General features: G+C 38.2%; 18 protein-coding genes, 1 pseudogene and 1 riboswitch. Of the genes and pseudogenes, 17 read left to right on the forward strand and 2 right to left on the reverse strand.

Going from position 1 to position 22,675, the window contains the following annotated elements:
• Nucleotide 1 precedes the first annotated feature (1 nt).
• The 7 genes and pseudogenes from ACZ2V4_RS00250 to ACZ2V4_RS00280 all read left to right on the forward strand — a co-directional run bounded on the left by ACZ2V4_RS00250 (nt 2) and on the right by ACZ2V4_RS00280 (nt 8,292).
• Complete coding sequence (locus ACZ2V4_RS00250; protein ID WP_419895530.1) at nt 2-2,407, forward strand: glycogen/starch/alpha-glucan phosphorylase; 2,406 nt, start codon at nt 2-4, stop codon at nt 2,405-2,407.
• 132 nt (nt 2,408-2,539) lie between these two features.
• On the forward strand, nt 2,540-2,911 hold the full coding sequence (locus tag ACZ2V4_RS00255; protein ID WP_283721637.1) for a GntR family transcriptional regulator: 372 nt from the start codon (nt 2,540-2,542) through the stop codon (nt 2,909-2,911).
• 1 nt (nt 2,912) lies between these two features.
• On the forward strand, nt 2,913-4,010 hold the full coding sequence (locus ACZ2V4_RS00260) for a DUF1648 domain-containing protein (protein WP_490514335.1): 1,098 nt from the start codon (nt 2,913-2,915) through the stop codon (nt 4,008-4,010).
• Nucleotides 4,011-4,060: 50 nt separating this feature from the next.
• Nucleotides 4,061-4,156, forward strand: a riboswitch (TPP riboswitch).
• Nucleotides 4,148-4,870 (forward strand): annotated as a pseudogene (gene tenA / locus ACZ2V4_RS00265) (thiaminase II). (Overlaps the previous riboswitch by 9 nt.)
• A gap of 179 nt (nt 4,871-5,049) precedes the next feature.
• On the forward strand, nt 5,050-6,060 hold the full coding sequence (locus ACZ2V4_RS00270; protein WP_219494561.1) for a PTS sugar transporter subunit IIC: 1,011 nt from the start codon (nt 5,050-5,052) through the stop codon (nt 6,058-6,060).
• Between the two features lie 96 nt (nt 6,061-6,156).
• A complete protein-coding gene (gene lepB, locus ACZ2V4_RS00275) occupies nt 6,157-6,741 on the forward strand; it encodes a signal peptidase I (protein WP_490514336.1) in 585 nt (194 codons plus the stop codon).
• A gap of 153 nt (nt 6,742-6,894) precedes the next feature.
• Nucleotides 6,895-8,292 carry an alkaline phosphatase gene (locus ACZ2V4_RS00280; RefSeq protein ID WP_490514337.1) on the forward strand — a complete coding sequence of 466 codons (1,398 nt, stop codon included), beginning with the start codon at nt 6,895-6,897 and terminating at the stop codon, nt 8,290-8,292.
• A gap of 45 nt (nt 8,293-8,337) precedes the next feature.
• Here ACZ2V4_RS00280 and ACZ2V4_RS00285 read toward each other — a convergent pair whose 3' ends face one another.
• Entirely contained in the window at nt 8,338-9,063 is a 726-nt protein-coding gene (locus ACZ2V4_RS00285) for a transglycosylase family protein (protein WP_490514338.1), read from the reverse strand.
• A gap of 532 nt (nt 9,064-9,595) precedes the next feature.
• On the opposite strand from ACZ2V4_RS00285, the gene ACZ2V4_RS00290 reads away from it, so the two are divergent.
• Complete coding sequence (locus tag ACZ2V4_RS00290) at nt 9,596-11,635, forward strand: AAA family ATPase (RefSeq protein WP_490514339.1); 2,040 nt, start codon at nt 9,596-9,598, stop codon at nt 11,633-11,635.
• A gap of 95 nt (nt 11,636-11,730) precedes the next feature.
• Here ACZ2V4_RS00290 and ACZ2V4_RS00295 read toward each other — a convergent pair whose 3' ends face one another.
• Nucleotides 11,731-13,413, reverse strand: coding sequence for an Rqc2 family fibronectin-binding protein (locus ACZ2V4_RS00295; protein WP_490514340.1), 1,683 nt, complete (start codon nt 13,411-13,413; stop codon nt 11,731-11,733).
• A gap of 133 nt (nt 13,414-13,546) precedes the next feature.
• On the opposite strand from ACZ2V4_RS00295, the gene gmk reads away from it, so the two are divergent.
• From gmk to ACZ2V4_RS00340, 9 genes are all read left to right on the forward strand, one after another.
• The gene (gene gmk, locus ACZ2V4_RS00300) at nt 13,547-14,167 is read left to right on the forward strand and encodes a guanylate kinase (protein WP_101141978.1); all 621 of its coding nucleotides are present in this window, start codon (nt 13,547-13,549) and stop codon (nt 14,165-14,167) included.
• Nucleotides 14,167-14,376 (forward strand): DNA-directed RNA polymerase subunit omega, encoded by a 210-nt coding sequence (rpoZ, locus tag ACZ2V4_RS00305; protein WP_099483212.1) that lies wholly within the window; start codon nt 14,167-14,169, stop codon nt 14,374-14,376. Before gmk ends, rpoZ begins: the two co-directional genes overlap by 1 nt.
• A gap of 55 nt (nt 14,377-14,431) precedes the next feature.
• Nucleotides 14,432-15,610 carry a bifunctional phosphopantothenoylcysteine decarboxylase/phosphopantothenate--cysteine ligase CoaBC gene (gene coaBC, locus ACZ2V4_RS00310; RefSeq protein WP_219494572.1) on the forward strand — a complete coding sequence of 393 codons (1,179 nt, stop codon included), beginning with the start codon at nt 14,432-14,434 and terminating at the stop codon, nt 15,608-15,610.
• On the forward strand, nt 15,607-17,988 hold the full coding sequence (gene priA, locus ACZ2V4_RS00315) for a primosomal protein N' (RefSeq protein ID WP_420494352.1): 2,382 nt from the start codon (nt 15,607-15,609) through the stop codon (nt 17,986-17,988). Before coaBC ends, priA begins: the two co-directional genes overlap by 4 nt.
• A 152-nt stretch (nt 17,989-18,140) precedes the next feature.
• Nucleotides 18,141-18,623 carry a peptide deformylase gene (gene def, locus ACZ2V4_RS00320; RefSeq protein ID WP_419895538.1) on the forward strand — a complete coding sequence of 161 codons (483 nt, stop codon included), beginning with the start codon at nt 18,141-18,143 and terminating at the stop codon, nt 18,621-18,623.
• Entirely contained in the window at nt 18,616-19,548 is a 933-nt protein-coding gene (fmt, locus tag ACZ2V4_RS00325) for a methionyl-tRNA formyltransferase (protein WP_490514341.1), read from the forward strand. Before def ends, fmt begins: the two co-directional genes overlap by 8 nt.
• Nucleotides 19,538-20,842, forward strand: coding sequence for a 16S rRNA (cytosine(967)-C(5))-methyltransferase RsmB (gene rsmB / locus ACZ2V4_RS00330; RefSeq protein WP_490514342.1), 1,305 nt, complete (start codon nt 19,538-19,540; stop codon nt 20,840-20,842). The genes fmt and rsmB overlap by 11 nt, the downstream gene beginning before the upstream one ends.
• The gene (rlmN, locus tag ACZ2V4_RS00335; RefSeq protein WP_490514343.1) at nt 20,842-21,933 is read left to right on the forward strand and encodes a dual-specificity RNA methyltransferase RlmN; all 1,092 of its coding nucleotides are present in this window, start codon (nt 20,842-20,844) and stop codon (nt 21,931-21,933) included. Before rsmB ends, rlmN begins: the two co-directional genes overlap by 1 nt.
• A 4-nt stretch (nt 21,934-21,937) precedes the next feature.
• Nucleotides 21,938-22,675, forward strand: coding sequence for a Stp1/IreP family PP2C-type Ser/Thr phosphatase (locus ACZ2V4_RS00340; RefSeq protein WP_283721626.1), 738 nt, complete (start codon nt 21,938-21,940; stop codon nt 22,673-22,675).

Genomic DNA, 22,675 nt, shown 5'->3' on the forward strand with positions numbered 1-22,675 from the left:
AATGAAAACATATACAAAATCAGAATTTCGTAAAGTATTAGAAACTAAGTTGATGAATAAACGTACTGCAACCTTGGAAGAGTCTACAGATAACGATATATTCTACGCAATATGCTCTATATTAAAAGATGAAATTAATCAGGCAGGAGTGGATACTAGACATCATAACATTGAAGCTAAAAGACGCCAGATTAACTATCTATCGATGGAATTTCTGATTGGAAGATTAATTGAAAGTAACCTATTGAATGCCGGACTATTAGATGTATGTAATGAAGTACTGACTGAGCTCGGTCGTGACCCTAAGAAAATTTATAGTGAAGAAAATGATGCTGGATTAGGAAATGGTGGTCTTGGTAGACTTGCTGCGTGTTTCTTAGATTCTATCGCCTCTTTAGGATATATGGGAAACGGTTTTGGTATACGTTATCGCTATGGGTTATTCGAACAGCGTATTGTTAACGGTACACAAATTGAATTGCCAGATAACTGGTTACAGGAAGTATACCCTTGGGAAACAAGAAGAATAGAGGAAGCAGTGCCTGTAAATTTTGGAGGTCAAGTCACTTCAGAAGTACTTGAAGATGGCAATCTTAAATTTACTTATAGTAACCAGGAGACAGTACTTGCAGTGCCATATGATGTAGGTGTTGTAGGATATGATAATGATAATGTCAATCAGCTGCGTCTTTGGAGTGCTGAACTACCACACGACACGATAGATCATGGAGATAACAAGAATCGACTTGAGCATATGCAAAGTGTAGAACGTATTTCAGGTTTCTTATACCCTGATGATTCAACTGAAGAAGGTAGATTCTTACGTCTCAAGCAACAGTATTTCTTAGTTTCATCTACGATTCAGACGCTGATCAATCAATTCAAAGAACGCTATCAGCTGCCTGTAACAGACTTCCATAAGTATCATTGTATTCAGATCAATGATACGCATCCTACATTCGGTATTCCAGAACTGATGCGTATTCTGATGGATGAAGAAGGGCTCGGATGGGATGACGCGTGGCACATTACTACGCACACATTTGCCTATACGAATCATACAATCATGCAGGAAGCGCTAGAGAAATGGCCAGTATATCAAGTTCAGAATGTTAACCCGCGTATCTTTATGATTATCAATGAAATCAATGAACGTTTCTGTAAGAGTGTATATGAAGCACATCCAGAAATGCGTGATAAGATTGGTGATCTTGCAGTCATCAGTAATAATGTGGTTCATATGAGCAAGCTTGCTATCGTCGGTTCTTTCAGTGTGAACGGTGTAGCTGCGCTCCACTCTGAAATTATTAAAGATTATACATTTAATGATTTCTATAAGCTGACGCCAGAGAAATTTAATAATAAGACGAACGGTATAACGCATAGAAGGTGGTTGATGACCTCTAACCCTGAGCTGTCAAACTTAATCAGTGATACTATCGGAAATAACTGGGTGAAACATCCTCAGGAATTAACGCAGTTGATGCATTATTATAATGACGATGCTTTCCTGGATCGATTAGCTGAAGTGAAGCTGCACAATAAAAAAGCACTTAAAGAGGTCATCTACAATAAGACAGGCATTGAAGTAGATGAACATTCTGTATTTGATGTGCAAGTGAAAAGGTTACATGAGTATAAGCGACAATTATTGAATTTACTGCGTATTATCTACCTCTATAATGAAATTAAGCGTAAGCCGTCTATAAAAATACAACCGATAACATTTATCTTTGGTGCCAAAGCAGCACCGGGATACCATATTGCTAAAGAAGTGATCAAACTGATTCATGCTGTTGCAAATGTAGTTAATAATGATACAGATGTTGATAATAGAATTAAAGTTGTATTTCTAGAAAACTACAATGTGACATTAGCTGAAGATATTATGCCGGCAGCAGAAATATCAGAACAGATTTCAACTGCATCGATGGAAGCATCAGGGACAGGTAATATGAAGATGATGATGAATGGTGCGATTACACTTGGTACGATGGACGGTGCGAATGTTGAAATTGCTGAGCTTGTAGGTAAAGAGAATATCTTTATCTTTGGTTTAAGTTCTGAAGAAGTCATTAATTATCAGTTAAATGGTGGCTACCGAGCAGAGGACATCTATAAGACGGATTCACGTGTGAAAAATGCGATGGACGCGCTTATCAATGAACAGTTCGGCAGAAACTATGCATTTAATGACCTGTACTACCATGTACTGACAAACAATGATCCGTACTTCCTGCTTAAAGACTTTAACTCATATGTTGATATTCATTTGACTGCGATGGCAACATATCAGGATAAGAGGAAGTGGAATCAGATGAGCTTGACGAATATAATGAAGTCGGGTCAATTCTCTAGTGACCGAACGATACAGCAATATGCGACTGATATTTGGAAGTTGAATTAATTAAGAGCTGAGACGATAAAGTCTCAGTTTTTTTATGGAAATTTCGCCATCATCTGTTATACTAAATATATAACAGAAACTTTTTATTTTGTATTTTAAATTGTTCTATAATATGTATAACAAAAAGGGGTGTTGACAATATATATTGAATTAAATGAAGGGAGCACGACTCCTGTATATTTGCAGCTTGCGAATGCGATAATTGCGAATATAGCATCAGAAAATGCAGTGCCATATGATGCGTTACCTTCAAGCAGAAGTTTAGCTCGTGGATTACAAATTAACATGCATACTGTGAATAAAGCATACCATTACCTGGAAGATAAGGGGTTGATACTCGTTCAGCCTAAGTCAGGTGCGATCATTCATCCGGATGCATTGAAGGCTGCTACGAAAGCCGAACAGGAAGATTTGCTGGAACGATTAAAGCCGATAATCGATGAAGCGAAATGCAAGCAGGTCGATATATCAGACTTATTAAAAAAATTAGAGGAGCGTGAATAATATGGAAGCCGTTATTACAACTATTATCTTACTTTGTACAGGTCTACTCTTTTTACTGAATGCACGATATATCAGAAGAAATATTCTCTTTAGTGTGTATGTTCCAGACAGTAAGCGTAATGATAGTAAGGTGAGAAATATTGCGCAAACGTATAAACGAAATGTATTCATTATCAGTATATTATTTGCAGTTATTCATTTATTGTTGAGGACGATATTACAATCTGAATTGCAGTTTATCCTGTTTACGATACTTATATTCCTATTGATTATCGCAATGATCTGGATATATAGAAGTGCATTTAATCAGATGAGATCTTTAAAAGAAAAAGAAGACTGGATGGCAGACATTAAAATGTATAAAGCTGTAGATACAAGTTTAATGGATGAAGAAAATTCGACGACTTCATACTTCTATATGATACAATTCGTAATGCTCATGGCAGCGGTAATATATGTTGCAATGAACTATCATACAATACCTGACACAATTGCGACGCACTGGGGGCTTAATGGTGTACCGGATAATTGGAGTGATAAAAATATAATAACTGTATTCTTCCCTTCAGGCATAGCACTCTTTATGATATTTGTGTTATGGGGTTCAAGCAAAGGGTTATCACTTTACCAGTCAAATGTGAGTCCGGCAAACAAAGAAGCTTCGAAAAAGTATGCGACAGATACGAAGCGCAATAACGAGATGTTACTGCACGTCATATCATTTATTATGACAATTTTATTTATCTTCATTCTCGTAAGACCTGTTCTGTTCGGGAAAGAATATATGCCACCTTATATAATGGAAAGTATTATATTTATATCAATTGTCGTGGTGATATTTGGTATTATTCAGCAGATTAGCAATGATAAGAAGTATCGTGCCTCAGCCGCTTTAAATGATAAAGCACCGTATCATAATGAAAAAAATTACATATGGGGACTATTTTATTATAATAAAGAAGATGATAACGTGTGGGTACCAAAATTATCTGAATTTGGGATGACACTCAATATGGCAAGACCAGCTGCATGGTTTATCGCATTTATGATTATTGTGTTTCCTATAATACCGATAGTGATTATGATTATAATGGCTTGAGATAAATATTTAATATGATACGATTATACTGTACTACAAATAAAAATAAAAAATGTCACTAGGGGTGCATTCGTGCTGAGAGGAGTAATCCGACCCTTTGAACCTGTTTGGTTTATACCAGCGTAGGGAAGTGCTTAATGCCTATACCTGCGTATAGGCATTTTTTATTGAGGAGGAATAACATGTTTACTGAGCGCATATTAAAGCGTGTCGAACCGATCTGGGCTTCTTATCTGGAACATCCTTTCGTTAAGGGGCTAGGTGATGGTTCGCTTGAGAAGGAAAAGTTTCAGTTCTGGTTAAAACAAGATTATGTTTATTTAATTGATTAGGCTAAATTAATGGCGATCGGGAGTGCGAAGGCACCTGACCTGCGTGTGATGGGCATATTCTCTAAACTGCTGCATGGTACGTTGTTTATGGAGATGGATTTACATCGCAGCTATGCGAAACAGTTTGGCATTTCTGAAAGTGAATTAGAAGCAACTGAAGCGGCATCAGTGAATACAGCGTATACGAGCTATATGCTGAACCATGCACAGCGTGGTGGTGCCGAACATGTTACGGCGTGTCTGCTTGCGTGCGCATGGAGTTATAACTATATCGGGAATCATTTAGCGGAGCAGGACGGCGCATTAGATGATAATAATCCATATCGTGACTGGATTGAAACATATTCAGGGGAAGCATTTACGGAACTTACGAATGATGCAATTGCACTGATGGATGAGCTTGCTGAAGGTATGCCGGAGCGTGTACTTGCAGATTTAGAGGAGATTATTGTTAAAACAAGCTACTACGAGTATATGTTCTGGGAGATGTGTGAATTTAAAGCACATTGGGACATTCCAGTGAAGTAAGTTGTAATGTTAGAATAGTTAAAGTCAGAAGCTAAGCGAATACTTAGCTTCTGACTTTATTATTTATTTAAAAAGAAAATTTCGAAAAGTGTGAAATGTATACGACAACAATCGATTATTTTTTGTTACTATAATAAGAACACATATATATATTATAAAAACAGGAAGGGATTGTTGATGTGGATATTTTGATTGGAACAGGTTTCTTACTCCTTGTCCTTGTGCTGTTTACGTTATTTACGTATAAAGCACCATCTGGTATGAAGGCGATGGGGGCATTAGCGAATGCCGCGATTGCAACATTTCTTGTCGAGGCGTTTCAGAAATACGTTGGTGGAAATATATTCGGAATAAAGTTTCTAGAAGAATTAGGAGATACAGCCGGAAGTCTCGGTGGTGTAGCAGCAGCTGGTTTAGTTGCTTTATCTATTGGTGTATCTCCCGTTTATGCACTCATTATAGCAGCAAGCTGTGGTGGCCTTGATTTATTACCCGGGTTCGTTGCAGGGTATGTCGTTGGTTATGTTATGAAATATGCTGAAAAATATGTGCCTGAAGGTGTTGATCTAATTGTAGGAATTATTATTATCGCGCCGCTTGCACGTATGCTTGCAATGCTTGTTACACCATTAGTAAATAATACGCTAATTAAAATTGGCGAAGTGATACAGCAATCTACAGATGCGAGTCCGCTGGTTATGGGATTTGTGCTTGGTGGTATTATTACGGTTGTAGGAACTGCACCACTGAGTTCGATGGCTCTAACAGCACTACTTGGTCTGACAGGGTTACCGATGGCGATAGCTGCAATGGTATCATTCAGTTCAGCGTTTATTAATTCAACGATGTTCTATAAATTAAAGTTAGGAGATCGTGCCTCTATCTTAGCTGTTGGCATCGAACCGTTATCACAGGCAGATATTATATCCTTAAATCCTGTACCGATCTATTCTTGTAACTTTATCGGTGGTGCACTTGCGGGTATGGTTATTGCACATTCTGGAATGATTAATGATGCACCTGGAACAGCGAGTCCTCTAGCTGGATTTTTAGTGATGTTCGGCTTTAACGAACCACTTCAGATTATTGGATGGGGTAGCGTTATTGCAGTAATCTGTCTAATTGTTGGGCTAGTAGGAAGCCGTATATTTAAATCTTATCCTCTGCGCAGGAAATCAGAATTTATATAATTGGTTTATACATCTAAAGTATGGCAGTATGACATTATCTTTTTATATATTATTAATGGTATAATAGCATAGAATTTTGAAATAAGGAGATAACATATGTTAAAAGAGATAAAAGAATGGATCATATCAATACTTGTTGCACTTGTCGTTTTCTATATCGTACATACATTTTTATTTGCAACGTATGCAGTCAATGGTGACTCTATGTTCCCGACGTTTAAGGATAAAGAGCGCGTGATTATCAATAAGATTGCGACAAAGACAGATAGCATTGATCGTGGAGATATTATTGTCTTTCATACAGATACTAAAAATGACTATATAAAGCGATTGATTGGTAAGCCTGGCGATACGGTTGAATATAAGAATGATAAACTCTATATAAATGGACAGTATATTCAGGAAGATTATTTGAAAGAAAATCGCAAGAACAAGACGAATGAAAAGCTGACGGATGATTTTACTGTAGATATGTTAGTAAATGCGGACGGTAATAAGAAGATTCCTGAAGGTAAATACCTGGTATTAGGAGACAATCGTGAAGTCAGCCTTGATAGTAGAAGAGAATTAGGACTTATTGATAAAAGCGATGTCGTGGGTAAAGTAGCTCTGCGTATATGGCCATTTGATGCGTTTACGCGTTATTTTTTCGAAGACAACTTTGATAAAGTGAATAATTAAAAATGGTTGAGACGATTTTAGTCTCAACCATTTTTATTTACATATATTTATTAATCCTTAATAAATTATTTACAAAGGTATTATAATCTCTTAATAATTGATTGTTAATCTAAACAAGTAATAAAAATTTCTTTTACATTTGGAGGAATATTAATGACTAGATTTCGTTATATTACAGCTGGAACATTAGCTGTATCTACAATTTTATCTGCAATTGCACCGACCACTGCATTTGCGGGAGGAAAACCTTTGCCACAAAATAATGGTGTAAAATCAGAGGTCGTTCAATGTGGCAATAAACAGAAACCAAAAAATGTTATCTTTATGATAGGTGACGGCATGGGTCCTTCTTATACTTCAGCATATCGATACATGGAAGATAAGGAAGAGACACATGAATTAGATCCAGTTGCTTTCGACCATTATTTACTAGGTGCACAACGCACAATTGCTGATGATGATCATGAGAATATTACAGATTCAGCATCTGCAGCGACAGCGATGAGCGCCGGTACTAAAACTTATAATAATGCAATCGCTGTTGATAAACAGAAGAAAGAAGTAAAGACTATTCTTGAGCAGGCGAAGGAAGTAGGTAAAGCTACGGGTTTAGTTGCGACAAGTGAGATTACACATGCGACTCCTGCAGCATTTGGGGCACACGACATTTCTAGAAAGAATATGCCGCAAATTGCTGATGATTATTATGATGAAATGATAAATGGACAGCACAAAGTAGATATACTGCTCGGTGGCGGTAAAGAATACTTTGAACGTAAGGATAGAAATTTAGTCAAAGCATTCCAAAAAGATGGATATCGCTATGTCACAGATAAAGCTTCTTTGACAAAAGCAGCGCAATCTAAGAATCAACAAATTCTAGGTCTGTTCTCACAAGGTGGGATGCCGAAGATGATAGATCGAAATGAAAGTATGCCGTCACTTAAAGATATGACCGAAACTGCCTTGACAAAATTAAGCGGTGATAAAGATGGGTTCTTCCTGATGGTTGAAGGATCTCAGATTGACTGGGCAGGACATGCAAATGATATTACAGGTGCGATGAGCGAAATGAAGGATTTTGACTTAGCTTTCCAGACAGCGATTAACTTTGCGAAGAAAGACTGTAATACGTTAGTCATTGCAACTGCCGATCACTCTACAGGTGGAATGTCGATGGGACAAGGTGGAGAATATAACTTCCTTGTTGATCCTATCAAACAGATGAAGCATACTCCTGAATATTTGAGTGCAGAGTTGCTGAAAAAAGATGCAAATATAGATAAAATAATCACAGAAAATATTGGATTTGCATTAGAAGCTGCTGAAATGAAAGCCATAAAAGAAGCTGTTGCTAAAAAAGATGATGAAAAGATTGAGGATGCAATTGAAGCGACAGTTAACAAACGTAGCTACACAGGATGGACAACGAATGGCCATACAGGAGAAGATGTAAACGTCTATGGATATGGTCCAGGTGCACAAACTTGGAGAGGTAATATGGATAATACAGATAACGCAAAACGAATTTTTGAATATCTTAAGAAATAAAAAATGAATGTGCCAAACGGCACATTCATTTTTTATTTCTTAAGATTAAGCTGTAACCCATTGAGATGGACCAGCTGTATTGTATAACTTAACAGCGGCTGCATCTTGGACTGCTTCAGGTGCTGATGCTGGAGATACGCCTCTCCACTCAGCTGGAGCTACTGAATCCCAAGTAGATTGTAAGAATTGGTATTTACCTGCTGCGCCAGATTCTGAGTTAATTGCACGGATATTACCGCCAGATTCACGTTGAGCAATTACTTGTAAATGTGAGTTAACACTTACTGGTGAAGTTGCTGATCGTGTTTGAGCTGGCGCTTTATATGTTGATTGTGCTTGATAGTTCTGCGCTTTAGGTGCTACATACGTTTGAGCAGGTGTCTGCGCTTTAGGTGCTACATATGTTTGAGCAGGTGTCTTTGCTACAGGAGCCTGTGCATGTACAGGCTCCTGTTTGAAGTTGTTATTTGTTACTGAGCTGAATGCTTCTGAATCTGCTGATCCAGTATGGTTATATTCCCAAGTCCAGTGCGCACCATTTGAATCAAAGGTAAAATGATAGCCATCCTTAGTGAATTCATAGTGATAAGCCCCTTCGTGTACAGGGTTTTCATTTAAAGCTGATGGGTTGTTTAATGCTAAGTTTGCTAATTCGGCTTTATTGATTTGATTTGTTTCTGCTGTTTCCGTAGATGCATCTGCTTGAGAAGCTGAAACACCAGTTACTCCTAATGCTAATGCTAATGTTGAAGTCATAATTGCTTTTTTCATTATATAAAATCCTCCAGTAATTTGTTTAATTAATATTATGAATCAAAGTAAGATTCATTTGGCTAAGTGACACTACATACACTAACACAATTAATATGTCTGTGCGTTACAGCTACATAACAATTCATTACAACGTTGAAATGTTCTCGTAATATTTGTTGAAATGTACTATGTCTGTAACAGCACATATTAAAACATAATCAATTCGATAATACAAATAAAAAGGGATATAAATTTAATAATTTAAATATGAATTGGAAATTAATTTTCAAAATAAACCTTAAGTAAAAGATTTTTATTTTTATATAAATCGCAGTAGCTTCTTTCATTTTTCTTCATGTTAATATATGTAATTAATTACAATTAAAAATATAATTATTTTTATTTAACACAATAAAAATATGAATTCAATTGATCAAAGATAATCAAAATTATATTTGACTATCTTTGACTATTGGTGTATAATGTAATTACAGAAGTGATAAGAAACTTCTGCTAGCACGATTAAAATTGAATATAGGAGTGATTTAATATGAATAATGGTATTTTTGATAATAATTTTGATGCGATTTTTAATAGAATGTTTAATGAAATGAATGAAGGGCAGGTCTCACGCAAGTTTTATATTAACGGACAGGAAGTATCGAGTGATGCGATTCAGCAACATCAACATCAACATCAACCTCATACTTCAAAACAAACGAGCGATAGTTTCTTAAATAAGATAGGAAGAAATTTGACAGAAGAAGCAAGAAACAACCAATTAGATCCCGTTATAGGTAGAGAATCCGAAGTTCGTCAAGCTGCTGAAGTATTAAGTCGTCGAATTAAGAACAATCCGATACTAGTCGGTGAAGCAGGTGTAGGTAAGACTGCAGTCGTTGAAGGTCTTGCCCAGGCAATTGTAAAAGGGGATGTACCAGCTTCGATTAAAGGTAAGGAAATCATTTCAATCGATGTGTCATCGCTTGAAGCGGGGACTCAGTATCGTGGTGCATTTGAAGAGAATGTACAGAAATTACTTGAAGAAGTGAAAGCGCAGGGAAATGTAGTATTATTCATCGATGAAATTCATCAGATTATTGGCAGTGGTGCAACTGGTGGAGATTCTGGAAGCAAAGGTTTGTCCGATATATTAAAACCAGCGCTTAGTCGTGGTGAGATATCTATTATCGGTGCAACGACGCAGGACGAGTATCGCAATAATATAATGAAAGATCCGGCACTTGCTCGTCGTTTTAATGAAGTCGTTGTGAATGAACCGTCGAAAGCAGATACAATTAAAATCTTAAAAGGGATTAAGGAAAATTATGAAAATCACCACAATGTTAAGATTGGTGATGATTTGATAGAAACAATCGTTGATTTATCCATCCAATATATGCCAAACCGTATGCTACCGGATAAAGCAATTGATTTGATGGATATTACGGCAGCACATGTTTCATCCCGTAATACGGTTGTAGACAAAGTAGAGACTGAAAAAGAAATTGAAACGCTCGAAGCTGATAAGATGCAGGCAGTCGAGCAGGAAGACTTTAATCGCGCACATGAATTGCAGATGAAGATTAAAGCTTTAAAAGATAAATTATCAGCCGGTGTGGAAAGTAATCATGTATCAAAAGAAGATGTGTCTGCTACTGTAGAACGCATGACAGGTGTGCCCGTTTCTCAGATGGATGATAATGAAATTGAGCGTCTAAAACATATGCAATCCAGACTTGAAGGTAAAGTCATCGGTCAGGATGAAGCAGTTCAAGCTGTTGCAAAGGCAATCAGACGTAATCGTGCAGGATTTGATGATGGTAATCGCCCAATCGGCAGCTTCTTGTTTGTAGGTCCAACAGGTGTCGGTAAGACAGAGCTTGCTAAACAACTATCACTAGAACTATTTGGTACGACTGAATCGATGATCCGTCTGGATATGAGTGAATATATGGATCAGACAGCTGTCTCTAAAATGATCGGTACAACTGCCGGTTACGTTGGATATGATGACAACTCGAATACATTAACTGAACGAGTACGTCGTAATCCATATTCGGTCATCTTATTAGATGAAATTGAAAAAGCAAACCCTCAGGTTCTCACATTGCTGCTACAAGTATTAGATGATGGCGCTCTGACTGATGGTCAGGGTAATACGGTAAACTTTAAGAATACGATAATAATAGCAACAAGTAATGCATCGTTTGGTGAAGACCGTGAACGCACATCCATTTATGAAGAGTTAAAAGGATACTTCAGACCTGAATTCTTAAACCGCTTCAATGCGATTGTTGAATTTAAGCATTTAGCTAAAGAAGATTTGAAACAAATTGTAGAACTATTGTTACATGATGTGCAGGAGGTAGTTGCACGTAAATCAATAGATATGGAAGTGACAGAACGTGCGAAAGACTGGTTAGTCGAGCATGGCTATGATCAGGCTTTAGGTGCAAGACCATTACGTCGATTGATCGAAAGTGAAGTACGTGATTCTATTACAGATTACTATTTAGATCATATTGATGTAAAACAGGTGACCATCGACCTGAATGAAACAGAAGATGGTTTAATGGTTAAAGAATAATTATTAGGATGAGCATGAGCAGGGACCAGATTACTTAGCAATCTGGTCCCTGCTCTTTTTTTGTAAAAAATGAAAAGGAAGTACCAAATTAACAGTTAATTTGGTACTTCCTTATTTAAATAGCTGTTTCTTAAATGTTCGACATAGTCTTCTTCAGGTGTAACCATGACAGTGCTCTGATCGGTATACGTTACGAATCCGGGTTTAGCACCGCTTGGTTTATGCACATGCTTGATTTCTGTATAATCAACTGGAATTTTAGAAGAACCTTGTGCTTTTGAGAAGTAGCCGGCAAGCATTGCAGCATCTTCAACTGTGCCATCTGTTGGATTGCTATCAAGAATTACGACATGACTGCCTGGAATATCTTTTGTATGAAACCATAGATAGTTGTTACGCCCTAATTTATGCGTAATGTATTCATTTTGAAGGTTATTGCGGCCGACCACAATTTCTTGGCCGTCACGCGATAAGTAATAATCGATAGAGGACTGCTGTTTTTTGGATTGTTTTGTTTTATGTTTTTTCTTGATCAAGTTTTGCTCTGCAAGCTCTGTACGGATATCATCGATATCGTCTACAGAAATATGATCCAGCTGCATCTGAATCGTCTCTATATATGCTATTTCATCCTGAGTCGCCTTTATCTGCTCAGAAGCATGTGCTTTACGTGTTTTTAGACGGTTATATTGTTTGTAATAATACTGTGCATTCTCTGCTGGTGATTTTCTTGGGTTCAGTGGAATTGTCACAGTTTCTTCATTATAATAGTTCTTCGTTGTGAATTCATCCATGCCTTGTTTGAGCTGATACATGTTGCTCGTTATAAGTTCTCCATAAAGATTCATCTTGTCCATCTGTTTTGTCTGTTCTAGTTCATCAACAAGTTTTGCGAGCTTCTTTTCATTTTTTTGAAGTAATGAATTTAAGTGACGTGAAAGATCGTTCGTCTGATTACGGACACGTTCACGCACTGCTCGGTCTTTATAATAGATATCTAGCATCTCGCTTAAATTATGATAAGTTTCGATACTTGTACTGTGCGCTACTGGTCGGAAATAGAAATCTTCTTTGCCATCAATGGAAAACGTTGAAGCATTTGTTTGTAACGTCTGCATGAATCGATTAAATGCGATATCGATATCATTATCCATCGATAGCATCTCCTTGACTGCGAGAGGACTGAATCCTTCAAGTAGTCTTAGTACTGCTTTATGAATAGCGAGCGTGTTGTCAAGCTTGTCACTGATTGTATCTACTGTGAATGGATTTGTCTTTTTGTCTGTTGGTGGAAACTCGTAGTTGAATCCAGGCATTAAAGTACGTGCGCTGTTTGTGTTGGGTGTTAAGTGTTTGAAGCTGTCTAATATTTTATTGCTATCATCTGTTAAGATGATGTTACTATGTTTCCCCATTATTTCCAGATAGAGATGTCGCTTAATACGATCACCAATTTCATCGGTATTATTGATAGTAAAATGAACAATACGGTCATTTCCAATCTGTTCGATACGTTCGACGATACCACCTTCAATATGTTTACGCAGCACACGTAAGAACATCGGAGGTTCAAATGGATTATCGAGCTGATTATTTGTGATTTGCATACGTGCAAAGTTTGGATGTATTGAGAGCATTAATTTTTGATTTTTGCGGTTCGCTCTTATCGTTAAGATGACCGTAAATTGATCGGGTTGTGTAATCTTATTGATTCGTGCTGTTTCTAAAAATGATATTTCTTTAATCATCTGATGCGTAAATAAGCCGTCAAAAGCCATGTCTTCACCTTCTTTTTATAATGTTTATAGTGTAACATGAAATAACAATTTCACAAGGCGAATGTTTCATCTATATTTTTATTCATTTATATGATAAATTTAATTTATATCATTTTTATGAAAGGTCGTAGACATGGATATAGAAAAAGGTTTATTAATTGTATTATCTGGTCCCTCTGGAGTTGGTAAGGGAACTGTGCGTCGTGCGATATTTGAGGATCCGGATACTGATTTCGAATACTCAATTTCAATGACGACTAGAAACAAACGGGAAGGCGAAGTAGATGGTGTAGATTATTTCTTTAAGTCACGTGAAGAATTTGAAACACTGATTGAGCAAGATGCATTTATCGAATATGCTGAATATGTCGGGAACTACTACGGGACCCCTGTACAGTATGTTAAGGATACTATGGAACGTGGTAAGGATGTATTTTTAGAGATTGAAGTTGAAGGAGCAAAGCAAGTCAGAAAGAAATTTCCTGAAGCACTATTCATCTTCTTAGCGCCACCAACACTTGAACATCTAGAGGAACGACTTATCGGTCGTGGCACTGAAAGTCAGGAAGTCATCAATCATAGAATAAGTGAAGCACGTAAAGAAGTGGAGATGATGAATCTCTATGATTACGTAGTGATCAATGATGAAGTGATGGATGCAAAGGAAAAGGTTCAGATGATTGTTGAAGCTGAACATTTAAAACGTGAACGTGTAGAAGCACGATTCAGAAAAATGATACTGGAGGCAAAATAATGTTAAACCCACCATTAGATAAATTAAAAGAAAAAGTGAATTCTAAATATTTAATCGTAACCCTTGCGGCGAAACGTGCACGTGAAATGCAGGATCATCCAGATGTAAAATTGAATGACCGATACCTATCGTATAAACCTGTTGGTCAGTCTTTAGAAGAGATTGCTGCAGGTAAGATTCATATTACAAGCGAACACCCTGAGGAATAGTATAAACTGACAAATGTAATGTTTGTCAGTTTTTTTATAGGAGGAATTTAGACTTATGAAGATTGTATTAGGCGTTACTGGTGGGATTGCGGTATATAAAGCGATAGATTTAACAAGTAAGCTCGTACAGAATGGTCATGAAGTGCGTGTCATTATGACGGAGAGTGCAGAGCAGTTTGTAACGCCACTTGCATTTCAGGCGTTAAGCAGAAATCCTGTATACACAGATATCTTCGTGGAACAGAACCCAGCTGAAATTCAGCATATTGCTCTTGGAGACTGGGCAGATATTATGATCATCGCACCATTAACTGCATCAACGCTCGGTAAGATTGCACATGGTATCAGTGACAATATGCTGACTGCAACTGTACTTGCGTTTACGAAGACGATTTATTTAGCACCTGCCATGAACAGTAATATGTACAATAACCCGGCAGTAACGGACAATATTCAAACGTTACTGAAGCGTGGATTCAAATTCATAGAACCGGGAGAAGGTTTCTTGGCGTGTGGCTATATAGCAAAAGGACGCATGAGCGAACCACTTGATATCATGAAGTTTATTGGTGAAGATAATATAGAAAAAGATTTGCAAGGCAAGAAAGTATTGGTCACAGCAGGACCTACAATTGAAACGATAGATCCAGTGCGCTATTTAACGAATCGTTCATCGGGTAAGATGGGCTATAGTTTAGCTGAAGCAGCAAGCCTGCGAGGTGCAGATGTAACATTAGTATCGACAGACGTAGGAATACCTGTGCCGAATGGTGTACGTCATATTAAGACTGAAAGTGCACAAGATATGTTCAATGCAGTAAAAGACAATATGGAACAAGATCTGATTATTAAAGCAGCAGCAGTAGCAGACTATACACCAGTAGAAACACATGACCAGAAATTAAAGAAACAAGAGGGAGATCTCACGATTACATTTAAACGTACAGAGGATATACTGAAATATATTGGTGAGCATAAGACGACACAACTTGTAGTTGGCTTTGCAGCTGAGACAGAGCATGTCGAAATGTATGCACGCGGAAAATTGAACAAGAAAAATGCAGATGTTATTGTTGCAAATAATGTAGGTGATAAATCTATCGGATTTAAATCGAATGACAACGCTGTAACGATGTATTTTAAAGATGGAACGCACATCGATATTCCAAAACAATCTAAGCTTAACATTGCACATGAAATATTATCACATGTAAAAGAGAAGGGATTTAAGTGATTGCAAAAGTTATCGTAGACGTTAATAGTAAACGTGTTGATAAGTTATTTGATTATTATATTCCGGAACATCTAAAAAGCGATATCGTACCTGGCCAGAGAGTTGTTGTGCCGTTTGGTCCACGAAAAATACAGGGTTATGTTATCACAGTGACGGATAATGCAGAATACGACAAGCTAAAGCCTGTCATTGCGATTCAGGACTTTATACCGGAACTTACGCCTGAATTAATAGATTTAAGTGAGTGGATGAGCTATTCTCACGTCTCAAAGCGTATTGCAGTGCTCGATGCGATGCTGCCAAACGCAGTAAAAGGGAAGTATAAGAAGATATTCCGTTTAATAGATGATGAACGTATGCCGCAAGAACTCATGCAATATTTTAAAGATGCAACCTTAACACTGGAACGCGCGCAGCAGCTTGAAATTGTTTCGCTGCTCAAGCCATATATTGAATGTGGTGACGTCGTTGAAGATATCGAAGTCTCTCAAAAATACAAGAAAAAAACATTCGTCGGTGTGAAGCTTAATCATTCGAATGTAGATGACATCATTTCACAGCTAAAATCTGAAACGCAGATACGTGCGATCGAACTCATAAATGATGCAGGAGAACTGACATTGATCGAACTGAAAGAAGAGGGCATATCAAACGCTGTAGTCAATAACTTAGTCCAAAAAAGATTTTTAGAAAAAATCAATATTGAAACGACGCGTGATCCATATGCGCATAAAGTGTTCTTTGAAGATAAGGAAAAAGCACTGCATGATGAACAGCAGAGTGCATATAATGCTGTTATGGCAACTATTAATAAAAATCAGTCAGAAACATTCCTGTTACACGGGATTACTGGAAGCGGTAAGACAGAGGTATATCTTCAGCTCATTAAAGAAGTGCTGGACAAAGGACAGGATGCCATCGTACTGGTACCTGAAATTGCGCTGACACCTCAGATGGTAGATCGATTCAAGTCCCGCTTCGGTGATGAAGTGGCCGTACTGCACTCAGGTCTTTCTAACGGTGAACGCTATGATGAGTGGCGCAAGATAAAGATGGGGGAGGCACGCGTATCTGTCGGTGCAAGGTCCAGTATATTCGCACCATTTAAAAATATCGGCATCATCATTATCGATGAAGAGCATGAAACAACATATAAGCAGGAAGACTATCCACGATACCATGCCCGCGAAATTGCAGAATGGCGTGCCAAGTATCACCATTGTCCGCTCGTGCTCGGAAGCGCCACACCATCACTTGAAAGTTATGCACGTGCAGAAAAAGGTGTATATACGAAACTCGAAATGTTAACACGTGCAAACAAATCCGCGATGCCTGAAATGATCGTCTCGAATATGCGGGAAGAACTGATGAATGGAAACAGATCAATGTTCTCTAACGTACTGCATGATAAGATTCAGGAGAAGATTGATAAAGGAGAACAAGTCGTGCTCTTCTTAAATAGAAGAGGACATGCACAGTTTATGCTATGCCGTGACTGCGGACACGTACCGATGTGTCCGAACTGCGACATTAGCTTAACGTATCATAAATATACGGATGAACTGAAATGCCATTATTGTGGACATAAGGAACCACCTGTTAATATATGTCCGAGCTGTGAAAGTGAACATATACGCGAGATGGGCGTCGGTACGCAGAAGGTTGAAGAGATCATCTATCAGACATTCCAAGATGCGAAAGTCATCCGTATGGATAACGATACGACACGCAAGAAAGGTGCGCATGAACGGCTGCTTGAACAGTTTAAAAACGGAGAAGCGAACATTTTACTCGGCACACAGATGATTGCAAAAGGACTGGATTTCCCGAACATTACACTCGTTGGCGTACTGAACGCCGATACGATGCTCAATTTACCGGACTTCAGAGCAAGCGAGAAAACATTCCAGCTTATAACACAAGTCGCTGGACGCGCTGGACGAAGTGAAAAGACAGGCGAGGTCGTCATTCAGACATATAATCCTGAACACTACGCAATACAACACGCAGTAAATTATGACTATAAAGCATTCTTTAAAGAGGAGATGGAATACAGAAGACTCGGCAAGTATCCGCCGTACTTCTATATGATCTATCTTAATATGCAGCATCATAATTTAAAGACCGTACTGACCGAAAGTAAGCATATACATGATATATTAGTGCAGCACCTATCACCAAAAGCATATGTACTCGGACCCGCACCGAGTCCAATTGCACGAATTAATAATCAGCATCGTTTCCAGATATTGATTAAGTTTAAATCAGAACCGGAGCTGTTAAAGGCACTTAACTATCTGGATGACCGTTACCATGAACTGTTTGTGAAAGATAAGTTCTCGCTGCATATAGATATAAACCCGTATATGATGATGTAATCATTCGTCATCTCTCTTAAAATATAGTAAAATAACACCGAGCACTCTCTTTAACTTTGTTTAAGGAGAGTTTTATCATTTATATCAATACGTGGTAATACAGTGCGTTTTCATGTAAAATAGAATGATTGAAGATATAAAGGAGAAGTTACGTGATTAAACAATTAATAGAAGAACAAAACCCATTGTTACATCGTGAAGTTAAGGATGTTACGCAGTTTGATGCGAGTCTAAAGGCATTGATCAAAGATTTAGAAGATACATTATTCCATCATGATGGCGTTGGGATTGCTGCACCTCAGATTGGTGTGGATTTAAAGGTTGCATTAGTAGATATGGAATCAGATGGTATATTGCAACTTGTGAACCCGAAGATTGTTTCTTATTCAGAAGAGACGGAAAGTGATGTAGAAGGATGTCTGTCAATTCCTGGTGTATTCGGTCTTGTCGATCGTTCGATTGAAATTGTAATCGAAGCAAACGATCTAGATGGTAATAAGATTGAAATGACTGCGTATGATGATATTGCGCGTATTATTCAGCATGAAGTAGATCACTTATACGGGAAGCTGTTCACAGAAAAGATGACGAAACAGTTAACTGAGGAAGAACTGGAGGAGATGTACGGTGAGTAAGATTATATTTATGGGTACGCCTGACTTTTCAGCACCAATTTTAAAGGCATTGCATGAAGCGCATGGTGTCAGTCTCGTCATAACACAGCCGGATAAGCCTGTTGGTCGTAAGCGTGTTTTAACACCGCCTCCTGTTAAAGCTATGGCAGAAAGTTTAGGCATTGAAGTGTACCAGCCGGAATCGATGAAAAGTGATGAAGCATTCGAGAAAGTGCGTGCGCTCAGTCCAGATTTAATCGTTACTGCTGCTTTCGGTCAGATTTTACCGGAGCGCGTTCTTGAGATTCCGCGTCTCGGCTGTATTAATGTACATGCGTCGCTGTTACCGAAGTATCGTGGCGGTGCACCGATTCATAAAGCGATTATTAATGGTGAGAAGTATTCGGGTGTGACGATCATGTATATGGTGAAACGTCTTGATGCAGGCGATATGATCGACAGCGTCAAAGTGCCGATTGAAATCGATGATACAGTCGGAACACTTCACGACAAGTTAAGCGATGCAGGAACGCAGCTATTACTTGAAGTAATGCCTAGCGTACTGGATGGCACGAATAGTCGTACATCCCAGAATGATAGTGAAGCGACATTTGCCTCTAACGTCAGTCGTGAAGAAGAATTTGTTACATTTGACCGCAGTGCACTTGAAGTGCATAACCATATTCGCGGGCTAAGTCCATGGCCTGTTGCATTTGCGAACTTTGATGGTAAGGTTATGAAGCTGTGGGCTTCAGAAATTGCTGAGGGCAGTGGTGTACCTGGAGAAATTATTCAGGCAGACAAGTCTGGTATAGTTATTGCGACGAATGATAGAGCAGTGCGTATTACATCATTACAGCCTGCTGGTAAGAAACGCATGGATGCTGCAAGTTTTGTTGCAGGTGCGAAGTCACAACTTGTTGGGATGAAGTTTAATGAAGCATAATGTGAGAAGTGTCGCACTTGAAATACTGGATGCAGTTTTAACAGAAGGTGCATATAGTAATCTACTGATTAATGAAGCAATAAAGAAAGGTTATGTTGAACCTGTTGACCGTGCGCTCTTAACGGAACTTGTATATGGCACGCTGCAGCGTAAACTGACGTTAGAATTTTATGCGGCGCCGTATATTAAGACGAATATTAAAGGGTGGATGAGAAGACTTATACTTATGAGTATTTATCAGTCTGTCTATTTAGATAAAGTGCCGGATCATGCCATCATCAATGAAGCGGTGGAGATAACGAAGCGCCGAGGCTCAGTGGGTGGTGCGAATACGGTAAATGCAATTTTGAGAAACTTTCAGCGTAATCCGTTACGTGATTTAAATGAAATAAAGGATGACCTAAAGCGTTTAAGTGTTGCAACAAGTACACCACTTTGGCTGATAAAGCACTGGAATACACACTTTGGATTTGACACAACGCGTGAGATGGCGGAAGAATTTCTAAATTATCCGGATACGACAGTTCGTGTGAACACGACGAAGATTACGCCAGAAGATGCAATAAAACGTCTGACTGAAGCGGGTTACACTGTTAAACAATCAGAAATTCTACCTGAATGTTTAACGATCGATGGACCGCCTATCGTGCAGCATGAATTATTTAAACATGGTTTCTTAAGTGTTCAGGATGCTTCAAGTATGCTTGTTGCGAATGTGCTGGATCCACAACCGGATGAAACAATACTTGATGCATGTAGCGCACCAGGTGGTAAAGCTTGTCATATTGCAGAGAAGATGAACAGAACAGGACATATTGATAGTCACGACGTTCATCCACATAAGATAGATCTAATCCAGTATAATATCACACGACTATCACTGCGTAATATTCATCCGAGCGTGCACGATGCAACAGTTCCGTTTGATAAACAGTATGATCGTGTATTAGTGGATGCACCGTGCTCGGGCTTTGGTGTAATGAAACGTAAACCAGAGATAAAGTATGAGAAGACACAGAAGGATATCGATACGCTTTGGCCACTGCAGCTTGAAATATTGAAAAATGCGGCTAACGCAGTGAAACCTGGTGGTGTTCTCGTATATTCCACTTGTACGATCGAACAGATGGAAAATGAAAACGTTGTGTATTCATTTATCAAACAAAATGAAGACTTTGAAATAGAAGCGATTGAACTGCCGGTTATCGGTAAGCGAAAATTATTGCAGGTGTTGCCGCAAGACTTTAATTCTGACGGCTTCTTCATTGCAAAACTAAGAAGGAAGTGTAAATAATGGCATTATTAGAAAAGAAAAATAAAAAGTTCATGCCGAACTTTGATAAACCCTCAATTTATTCATTACAACTCGGAGAATTAAAAGAATGGCTGGCAACGCATGGTCAGCAAAGTTTTAGAGCGAAACAGATTTACGACTGGTTATACGTAAAACGTGTTGACTCATTTGAAGAGATGTCAAATTTATCGAAAGAACTGCGTAAAGTGTTAGAGGATAACTTTACGATGACAACGTTAAAAACTGTTGTTAAGCAGGAGAGTAAAGATGGGACAATTAAATTTCTATTTGAATTACAGGATGGATATACGATTGAAACAGTGTTAATGCGTCATGATTATGGCAATTCAGTGTGTGTAACAACGCAAGTAGGCTGCCGTATCGGTTGTACGTTCTGTGCATCAACTCTAGGTGGTTTGAAACGAAATCTAGAAGCTGGCGAAATTGTTGCACAAGTACTAAATGTTCAAAAAGCATTAGACGAAGTAGAGGAACGAGTAAGCCATGTCGTTATTATGGGTATTGGTGAACCATTTGAAAACTATGAAGAGATGATGGATTTCTTAAAGGTTATTAATCATGATGATGGTCTTAATATCGGTGCGCGACATATTACAGTATCTACATCAGGCATCATCCCACGTATCTATGACTTTGCTGATGAAGAACTGCAGATCAACTTTGCACTTAGTTTACATGGACCAAATAACGATATTAGAAGTCGCTTAATGCCGATTAACCGCGCTTATGATCTAGAGAAGTTAATGGAGTCAATAGAATACTATGTCAATAAAACAGGACGCCGTATTACTTTTGAATATGGATTATTCGGTGGTGTGAACGATCAGGTTCATCACGCTAAAGAATTAGCCCAGCTGATTAAACACCTAAACTGCCATGTCAATTTGATCCCTGTAAATCATGTGCCTGAACGTGACTATGTTCGTACTCCGAAAGAAGATATCTTTAAGTTTGAAAAAGAATTAAAACGCAATGGAATCAATGCTACAATTAGACGTGAACATGGCTCTGATATTGACGCAGCTTGTGGTCAGTTAAGAGCGAAAGAGAGACAAGAAGAAACGAGGTAGAGATATGCATGCACGCTTTTTTACCGATATCGGTCCAGTAAGAGCAAGAAATGAAGACGCAGGTGGCGTTTATTATAATCATACAGGCCAGATGTTAATGGTGATTTGCGATGGTATGGGCGGACATAATGCAGGAAATGTTGCCAGTGCATTGGTCAACGATATGCTTAAATCACGTTTTGAAGAAGAAAATTTCATAGAGTTTGAATATGCAGAAAGCTGGCTTAGAAATAACATCGCTGAAATTAATCGTGAGCTCTATAAACAATCTCATTTGAATGACGATAACCAGGGTATGGGGACGACACTTGTCTGCGCATTGCTTTACGATAATCATGTGGTCATCGCGAATGTCGGAGATTCAAGAGCCTATCTTATAAATGAACGAGAGCTTAGACAAGCGACCAGTGACCATACGTTTGTCAACCATCTTCTTTTGGCTGGGGGTCTGACGAAGGAAGAGGCGAAACATCATCCTCAACGTAATGTAATTACAAAAGTTATGGGGAGTGATAAACATTTGCATCCTGATGTATTTGTATATGATTTTAATAGATATAATTATATTATGTTAACTTCTGATGGATTGACAGATTATGTTGAAGAAACACAGATACATGACATATTTAAATCTATTAATCTAATCGAAGATATCGGTAATCAGCTGATTGAGACTGCTATAAACAGCGCTGCTAAAGACAATATTTCGATTGTGATCGCTTCTTTAAAAGGGGGCATGTAA

It is taken from the genome of Macrococcus sp. CoH-51_TC_04 (assembly GCF_058188655.1).